Source organism: Paraburkholderia sp. GAS41 (assembly GCF_050436545.1).
In the GTDB taxonomy this organism is placed as follows: Bacteria; Pseudomonadota; Gammaproteobacteria; order Burkholderiales; family Burkholderiaceae; genus Paraburkholderia.
Genome location: NZ_JBNDMK010000010.1, coordinates 222,826 through 229,543, shown reverse-complemented (window position 1 = coordinate 229,543; position 6,718 = coordinate 222,826). Strand labels below are relative to the sequence as shown.

9 protein-coding genes are annotated in these 6,718 nt (G+C 63.5%); 6 read left to right on the top strand and 3 right to left on the bottom strand.

Going from position 1 to position 6,718, the window contains the following annotated elements; translation table 11 throughout:
* Positions 1 to 480, top strand: a 480-nt coding sequence (locus P3T43_RS16625) for an AAA-associated domain-containing protein (RefSeq protein ID WP_429282121.1), incomplete at its 5' end; no start/stop codon positions are given.
* 78 nt (positions 481 to 558) lie between these two features.
* On the opposite strand, the gene P3T43_RS16620 is transcribed toward P3T43_RS16625, so the two are convergent.
* The 3 genes from P3T43_RS16620 to P3T43_RS16610 form a co-directional block, all read right to left on the bottom strand.
* Positions 559 to 1,128, bottom strand: a complete 570-nt coding sequence (locus P3T43_RS16620) for a hypothetical protein (RefSeq protein WP_429282120.1) — start codon at positions 1,126 to 1,128, stop codon at positions 559 to 561.
* Entirely contained in the window at positions 1,125 to 1,694 is a 570-nt protein-coding gene (locus P3T43_RS16615) for a hypothetical protein (protein WP_429282119.1), read from the bottom strand. The genes P3T43_RS16620 and P3T43_RS16615 overlap by 4 nt, the downstream gene beginning before the upstream one ends.
* A 297-nt stretch (positions 1,695 to 1,991) precedes the next feature.
* The gene (locus P3T43_RS16610; RefSeq protein WP_429282118.1) at positions 1,992 to 3,050 is read right to left on the bottom strand and encodes a sigma-54 interaction domain-containing protein; all 1,059 of its coding nucleotides are present in this window, start codon (positions 3,048 to 3,050) and stop codon (positions 1,992 to 1,994) included.
* A gap of 453 nt (positions 3,051 to 3,503) precedes the next feature.
* On the opposite strand from P3T43_RS16610, the gene P3T43_RS16605 reads away from it, so the two are divergent.
* From P3T43_RS16605 to P3T43_RS16585, 5 genes are all read left to right on the top strand, one after another.
* Positions 3,504 to 3,821 (top strand): DUF883 family protein, encoded by a 318-nt coding sequence (locus P3T43_RS16605; RefSeq protein ID WP_429282117.1) that lies wholly within the window; start codon positions 3,504 to 3,506, stop codon positions 3,819 to 3,821.
* Positions 3,822 to 3,933: 112 nt separating this feature from the next.
* Positions 3,934 to 4,212 (top strand): hypothetical protein, encoded by a 279-nt coding sequence (locus tag P3T43_RS16600; RefSeq protein ID WP_429282116.1) that lies wholly within the window; start codon positions 3,934 to 3,936, stop codon positions 4,210 to 4,212.
* Positions 4,213 to 4,446: 234 nt separating this feature from the next.
* Complete coding sequence (locus P3T43_RS16595; RefSeq protein WP_429282115.1) at positions 4,447 to 5,853, top strand: sigma-54-dependent transcriptional regulator; 1,407 nt, start codon at positions 4,447 to 4,449, stop codon at positions 5,851 to 5,853.
* An 88-nt stretch (positions 5,854 to 5,941) separates the two neighbouring features.
* Positions 5,942 to 6,145, top strand: a complete 204-nt coding sequence (locus P3T43_RS16590; RefSeq protein WP_429282114.1) for a hypothetical protein — start codon at positions 5,942 to 5,944, stop codon at positions 6,143 to 6,145.
* A 173-nt stretch (positions 6,146 to 6,318) separates the two neighbouring features.
* Positions 6,319 to 6,543 (top strand): hypothetical protein, encoded by a 225-nt coding sequence (locus P3T43_RS16585; RefSeq protein ID WP_429282113.1) that lies wholly within the window; start codon positions 6,319 to 6,321, stop codon positions 6,541 to 6,543.
* The last annotated feature ends 175 nt before the right edge of the window (positions 6,544 to 6,718 follow it).

Genomic DNA, 6,718 nt, shown 5'->3' with positions numbered 1-6,718 from the left:
CTGCCGCATGTGTCGACCAACCTGATGGCCGGTCTGATCGAAACGCTGGCGGCCGCGCCGTATCACGGCCGTGCCGACATGCCGGAAATTGCCCGTTCATTGCATCTGGAGGTGGACGATCTGTTCCCGGTCGCGGAAGTGCTGCAGCATCTGGGCTTTGCGGATGTGCGCGAAGGCGACATTTTCCTCACGCCGCCGGCACGTGTGTTTTCCGAGTTCGGCACCCAGGAGCGGAAGATGATGTTCGCCGAACATCTGCTGCGTCACGTGCCGCTTGCGGCGCGGATCAAGAAGGTGCTCAACGAGCGTCCGGGCCACCGTGCACCGCGTGTGCGTTTCGAACAGGAACTGGAAGATTTCCTGTCGGATAGCGCCGCGGAAGAGACGCTCGACGCGGTCATCAACTGGGGTCGTTATGGCGAGATCTTCTCGTATAACGACCAGACCGAAATTTTCAGTCTCGAGGACGTCGAGTCCTGATTGACTGGCTAACTGGCTGGGTCTGACAGAGCGGTTGAAAACAGGGCGGCACGAACCGGATCGGCCGCCCCTGCTGTTTTATTGCAGGTTGCCCCACCTTTCCACGGCCGGTTCGGCGGACGCCCATCGCCAGCCGTTGTCCTGCAGGCACGCGCTGGCGGTGTACCAGTCTGCATGCGCGCCGGGCTTGTCGCCGTCCGCTACCGAGAACACGAATTCCTTGCAGATGGCGAGCGCCGAGGTGAATGCGCGCGTCACCCGTACGTCGCCGTGACCGTTTTCGATCGGCAGCTTGTGCTTCACGCTCCACGGTTTGGTGTCGCCCACCGGCATGCTGCCCGCCAGTTCGGCGATTTCATTCTGCTGATCGGTGTGCATGGTGCGCATATAGCGCTTCACGGCTTCGTCGGTGACCGCCTGCACGGCAATGCCGACGCCGATGCCGACCGCCGGGTTGGCCGTGACGAGACCCGTGGCGACGCCCGCCGCCGCGCCGCTGGCCGCACCCACCGACGAACAGCCGCTGGTCAGCAGGCTGGCGCCGACGCATAGCGCGCCCGCCAGCACGAGCCGCAGGCTGAGCGGGAAACCAATGCGTCGGGCAGACCGTCGTGGGTCGCTCGCGGACGCTGTCAGGTGCGGCTTCATTGCAGCGCACCCCAACGTCCGGTAGCGGGTTCGGCGGAGGCCCATTTCCACGCGGTGCCGTCGCGGCAGACCGAGGCGACGTAGAACGCGCTGCTGGCCGGTTTATCTTTCGTGGCGTCCACGTCGACCGAGAAGACGATCTCCTTGCAGTCGAGCGCGCCCGCGCTGATGGTGCGGCTCACCGTGACGCGGCCGTGTTCGTCGTCTTCGATCGGCACCGTATGGGTCACGCTCCACGGCGCCACGGCGCCGACGTCGAGCGGGCCGGCCACCTTGGCGATACCGTCCTGGGTATTGCGGTGGACCACGCGTTCCGTGTACTGCACGCCGGCCCCGGCCGCGGCGACGACCCCCAGGCCGATACCGGTGGCAACCGCAGCATTACGCGTGACCTGACCGGCAACCGCGGCACCCGCGATACCCGCGCCAGCGGTGGCAGTTTCCGAGTAGAGCGAACTGCAGCCGCTCAGGTTGGCCGTCATCAGAACCGCGAGTGTGACGAACGATGCGATACGCGCGCGCGGAGCCCGTCGAGCCCAGCGCGCATGACTGTTTTGTTTTTGCATTTCCCTGCCTGTGCTCCTGTCTCTGCCGTTCGTGCTGGCCGGTCGCGGCACGCTGGGCTGACGAGGCGTCGTCTGCGACGCTGCAGCATTTTGCAGGATGCGTTTCGCAATTGGGATAGCGAAAATGCAAGCAATTGCAAAAGATGATGCGACGCACGGCCTTTTCTGGCTTGGCTCAGCGCGCGTCGCGGTGTCGATCGGGGAGGCCTGCATGACAGCGTCCAGAGCCGGCGGTGCGGCGGTCAAGCCCGCACGGAACCAGAATGGAGCGCCGCATCGGCGGGGACGATGCGGGCCTCAGGGCTCGCCTTCCTCTGGCGCGTCTTCGGTGCCGTAGGTGCTGAGCCGGTTGTAGAGCGTCTTCAGGCTCACGCCAAGGGCCTTTGCCGCACGGCGCTTGTCGCCGCCGCAATACTTGAGCGTGCCTAGGATGATCTGCTTTTGCGCATCAGCAAGCGGCGTGCCGATCCACACGCTCATGGCGTCGCCCTGGGTGACCGCCTTTTTCACGCGTGAGGCGAGATGCGGGTGGGGCAGCTCCACGGATTTCTCCGCGAGGATGAAGGCGCGGTAAACCGCGTTTTTCAGCTCACGCACGTTGCCCGGCCACGACCACGTGCGCAGCGTCTCGATGGATCGTTTGCTGAAAGATTTACTGGTGCTCTCCTGGATGTTCAGGGCAGCGAGGAAATGCTGCGCCAGCAGTTCGCGATCACTGTCGCGTTCGCGCAGCGGCGGGGCGCGCAGCGGAAATACCGCGAGACGGTACATCAGGTCTTCGCGCAGCCCGTTTTCCTTGACGGCCACCGCAGGGTCGCGGTTGGTGGCGGCAATCACGCGCACGTCGCTCCTGATCAGCTCGTTGCCGCCGACCCGGAAGAACGTGCCCGTCTCCAGCGCGCGCAGCAGTTTCACCTGACGCACCGGTGCCATTTCGGTGATTTCGTCGAGAAAAAGCGTGCCGCCGTTGGCATGCTCGAAGTAGCCGATGCGACCCTGCACCGCGCCCGTAAAGCTGCCTTTTTCATGGCCGAACAGCTCGGCTTCGATCAGCTCATCCGGAATCGCGCCGCAATTGACGGCGATAAAGGGCGCATCCTTGCGCGCGCTGTGATCGTGAATCGTGCGGGCGATCAGCTCCTTGCCGGTGCCGGATTCGCCAATGACGAGCGCGGTGGCGTCGGTGGCCGCAACGCGTTCGATTTGATCGTATAAATCCAGCATCACGGGCGACGACCCATACAGCAGACCATATGACTTCAGTCCCGCGACGCCGTCCGTCACGCGCGACTTGCCCTGTCCGGCTGCGTTACCGCCAGCCGTCACCGTGGGCGAGTCCAGATCGATTGACGCCATAACCAGGTTGTCCTGTGCAAATGAATTCGGTGGTGCCGCGCGGGCCGGTCCAGCGAGTGGCACCGCGCGAGGGCGCAATAGATCACTATCTCACAAAAAGCAATTTAACCATCCGTTGCGCGGCGCGGCAATCCACGCATAACCAGCCCTGAACGATGGGCGTGTCGTGTCAACGATTACGCGCCGGAGTGGTCCAACCAGCATGACGGATGAAGGCGTCTACGCGCCGTGACGGAGCGCGGCAAAACCGTGTGAATCGGCAAGATTGACTGCATCGCGATGCGTCAAACCGGCACCTTTGTCACCCTGGCGAATGGGCCAATCGAGACCTCATCCCGAGTATCTGAATTATCGGGTACGCCGTTTGCAAGGCTATAACTTTTTCGAAGTGCAGCGCGTGAGGTGCGATGCCATTGGACGCATCACGCGACTGCCAATAGCGAGGAGCAACATATGACTCAGACCACGCAACAACTTGAACTGGGACGGCAGAAGATCGTCGAGGACCTGCGCGTCCTGCTGACCGATTCGGAGGAAATCGTACGGCTTGCAGCCAATGTGCCGGGCGAAGGTGTCGACGCACTGCGCGAACGCCTGAGTACCCATGTTGACTCGCTGCAGAACGCGCTCGGCGATGCGCAGGATGCGGCCCAGCGACGCTACCGCGTGGCGGCGGTGAATACCGAGCGCTACGTCCGTCACAACCCGTGGCGCGCGATCGGCATCGCCGCGAGCGCCGGATTTCTGCTCGGCGTGCTGGCGGCGCGTTAGGCGCGGCGTAGGCGCTGTGCGAGATCGCAGGCAACCAGTCTGGCTGGCTGCGCGTGGCATCAGTAGCCCGAAGCAGCCGCGAGTCACCGAATGACGATACGGAGGATGCACTATGGCACGGCCCAAGATTGGTATTTTCGGCGCACTGGTTGCGGTAGGCGGTTTGCTGGCGTTGCGTTGGGCGCAGAAGCACCGGGCCTCGCAAGCCAGCTTGAACCGTGAACTGAATCGCTGGGAGGATGAAGGCGGGGCGGTCACACCCGTTACGCAGGTCACCCCGACCGTGGCAAGCGCGCCGCCAGCCGGCGTGGGCGGGACGCCTTCGGTCGCCGTGAACGGCGCGAATCATCCGAACGGCCTCGGCGAGGCCTGGCCGTTTCCCCATAGCTGAGCGCTCGCAGGACACCGATTGCGACCGCCCATGACTGAACCGCGGCGGGCGGCGCAATTAGGGCGCCAGAGGGTGTATAGGCATTCAGTTTGCCTTCATAAAGCCGTATAATGGGTTTTCATACAACAATAGCCCAGATTAATCCGGCGTAACGCGAGTATTGTTGCAAATTCATGCCAAATAAGGTTTTGCGCATGCTATCCACAACCAGAACTTTCGGGCTTTCCAGACGCGATGCCACACGTATTGATTGTCGATGACGACGCCGGTACCCGCGAGGCGCTTGCTGCCATCATTGGGGAAGACGGCCTCACTACGGCCACTGCGGGCGATTTGCGCGAAGCGCGCATCCAGTTGGTCCGGCAGATGCCGGATGTCGTATTTACAGACCTGAAGCTGCCGGACGGCAGTGGGGTCGACCTGTTCGAAGATCTCGATCCGCGTTCGGGCGTCGAGGTGATCGTGATTACCGGCCACGCCACGGTGGAGTCGGCGGTCAACGCGCTGAAAATGGGCGCGACGGATTACCTCGTGAAGCCGATCAACATGCAGCGCGTGAAGGCGATTCTGTCGCGCCTGCCGCGTCCCGGTGACCTCAAGGCCGAAATCGGCACGTTGCGCGGCGAACTGCGCCGCATGGGGCGTTTCGGTCTGATGCTCGGCAATTCGCCGGTCATGCAGGAGGTCTACGACCAGATTAGCCGCGTGGCGCCCACCGCCGCCTCGGTGATGCTGGTGGGCGAGTCCGGTACCGGCAAGGAAGTGGCCGCGCAGACGGTGCATCAGTTGAGCCTGCGTCGCAAGCACGCGTTTCTGGCGGTGAACTGCGGCGCGATCTCGCCGAACTTGATCGAATCGGAGATGTTCGGCCACGAGCGCGGCTCGTTCACGGGCGCGGACCGTCAGCACAAGGGTTATTTCGAACGGGCCAACGGCGGCACGCTATTCCTCGACGAAATCACCGAGATGCCGATCGAACTGCAGGTCAAATTGCTGCGCGTGCTGGAAACGGGCATGTTCATGCGGGTCGGCACGACCAAGGAAATCGAAACGGACGTGCGCCTGATTGCGGCAACCAATCGCGATCCGGAGCAGGCGGTGCTGGAAGGCAAACTGCGCCTCGACCTGTACCATCGCCTGAATGTGTTTCCGATCAGCCTGCCGCCGCTGCGCGAGCGCGGCAAGGATGTGGACCTGCTGGCGCAAGCGTTCCTCGACGACCTCAACGAGCGGCATAGCACGCGCAAGCATTTCCCCGCCGCGGTGAAGGAGATGCTGCTGTCGTATCCGTGGCCCGGCAACGTGCGTGAGTTGAAGAATTACGTGCAGCGCGCGCACATCATGTCCGGAGCGGATTCCGACAGCACGGCTACCGTGCCATTGCAGATCACGCTCTCGAAACCCGCAGCCGGCACCGCGATCACGATTCCGTTTGGCACTTCGCTGGCCGAGGCGGATCGCCAGTTGATTCTTGCCACGCTGGAGCAATGCGGCGGCGTGAAAACGCGGGCAGCCGAGATTCTCGGCATCAGTCTGAAGACGCTGTATAACCGCCTGGTCGAGTACGGCAATGACGCAAGCCGAGCTGACGACGGCGACGTGCCGGATGAATCGCGGGCGTTGGGCGACGCCGGCGCCTGAGCGGCCGGCGCCATGATCTGCTGCGGGGCGCGTGCACCTCGGCATAAGCCTTGCTGTGATTGAGTCAAACGCACACAAGGACATCGTTATGCCGCTCCACGCTCCCGCACCCGCGCTCGAGGCTCATCGTCCCGAGCCGACCGACCCGCCCAATCCCGCCGAACCGGACACCGTGCCGGAACCCTCGCACGAGCCCATCGAACCGACCGCGCCGCCGATCGGCGATCCCCCGCAGCAACCCAACGAAACGCCGCATATCTATCGCGGCAGGGTTCGTCGCATCGTGCATTGACGCCAGTTTTCAGCCGATGCAGCAAGGCAATGGCCGCCACGCGCTGAGCTTCGCCCGCTTTGCTGTACTTGTTACAAAGCGGTCGACGCTTTTACCGGCAAATTACTGCGGCGAGCCCTAGACTATGTTCAGGTCGTCCATCAGGACGGCGGGCTTCCCCAGGAGGCATCGACATGAGACACCCGGCATTGCGGCGCTCCGCGCGCCATTCGAAGCGCGATTCGCGCCCCGGCAGCGGAGCTGCGGCGCCAGCGGGCGGCCCGCCTGTGGGGCCCGATCCGGCAGGACAGAACCGCATCGCTCCCGATGCCCCGCCGGACGGTGAGCACAACCAGGGCGGCGTGCGCCCGGAAGGCCTTGAATACCAGCGCGACCTCGGCTCTGAACAGGACGCCTGACGGATTTCGCCAGTGTAGTCACACGCGGAAGATTGCTTGGGCGCGAGGCCTGCGGCAGGCGCATTTGTGCCCGCTTGTCACATTTACATACATTTCTGTCCCGCCCGTTTTGAGATAACGGCACGCGACTTGCGTGCTCGATTTCAGCACATCCCCGCATGCGACGAACAACTGA